Raw genomic sequence first — 1447 nt, forward strand, 5'->3', positions numbered from 1 at the left:
TATAATGATACCAGAAATTAAGACAGACAAAACGGCCAAAATAAGTTAGAATGGAACTATGGAAAAGAGAAGAAATTTTACACCGGAAGAAAAAGCAAAAATAGTGATTGAGGTCTTAAGGGAAGAAAGAACGCTGAATGAGATTGCTGCCGAATATGAAATACATCCGAACCAGCTAAGTCGCTGGAAGGCAGAATTCATAAGCAATGCAGGCAGAGTTTTCAGCAAGGAAACTGATGAAGTAGAGAAGGTCAAACAGTCGTATGAAAAGGAGAAGGACGAACTGCTTAAGCAAATTGGACAACTTTCATATGAGGTTGCCTGGCTTAAAAAAAAATCTGGCCGACTCTAAGTCCCGTGAAGACCGCATGAAGATGATTGACAGAGAAGAAAAGAAACTGAGCATCACAAAGCAAGCCGAACTGTTGGGAATTAACCGTACAAGCCTTTACTACAAGCCGGTTCCAGTAAATGATGAGGAATACCTGATTAAGCGTATTATTGATGAGATTTACACGGCTCATCCGGAGTATGGCTACCGCAGGATGACGAATATCCTGAACCGGGATTATCACATTCATATCAATCGAAAGCGAACCCGGCGTTACATGAGGGAAATGGGGATCCATGGTTTCTGTCCTGGACCTAATCTTAGCAAACGTCTGCATGGCAAGTATTTGTATCCGTATTTGCTGAGAGGCTTGAATATTGATCATCCAAACCAGGTATGGTCTATAGACATAACATACTGCCGGATGAAACGTGGTTTTATGTACATGGTAGCCATTATAGACTGGTATTCCCGGTATATTGTTGGATTTGAGTTATCAAATACTTTGGAAAGGACATTTGTATTAGAGGCAATAAAAAAGGCGATCAAACGGTACGGGAAACCTGAAATTATGAACAGTGACCAAGGTTCACAGTTTACCAGTGATGATTACATAAACTTACTAAAAAGTAACAATATAAAAATTTCAATGGATGGGAAAGGAAGAGCACTGGATAACCAAAGGATAGAGCGCTTCTTTCGATCTTACAAGTGGGAAAAGCTTTATCTTGAGGATTGCGAAACAGGGCACCAACTCCGGCAGATTACCAGGGATTATGTTGAATATTATAACAACCGGAGACCTCATCAGTCGTTAGACTACAAAACGCCAGCAGAGTATTATTTCGGGGTTTACAAACAGTTTCAGGCAGTCGTATAAAACCTTGGGGCTCTGCCCCAAACCCCGTCCTCGCCGGAAGGCAGCCGGTCTGTCATGACAGACCGGAAAGAAAAATGATGTATGTGTATTGGATGTCAAGGGTCAAGATGAACTCGCTTACGCTCGCCCTTGACATCCTCAGACATAGTAAATAAATGTAAAATATGGAAATTTAAAGAAAGGAGAATCTAACTTAGAAAAGCTGAAAAATTGTCTTGACAATGGGGGGCATTATA

General features: G+C 41.0%; 1 protein-coding gene. It reads left to right on the forward strand.

Features of this window, described 5'->3' with window-relative positions; genetic code table 11:
* Positions 1-58: 58 nt before the first annotated feature.
* A protein-coding gene (locus F3H12_RS13130) for an IS3 family transposase (protein WP_479694084.1) occupies positions 59-1211 on the forward strand; the annotation gives its coding sequence in 2 pieces (ribosomal slippage) (positions 59-330 and positions 329-1211; 1155 coding nt in all).
* Positions 1212-1447 lie beyond the last annotated feature (236 nt).

The sequence above is a fragment of the Thermoclostridium caenicola genome, from assembly GCF_900142095.1.
Classification (GTDB): domain Bacteria; phylum Bacillota; class Clostridia; order DSM-8532; family DSM-8532; genus Thermoclostridium_A; species Thermoclostridium_A caenicola.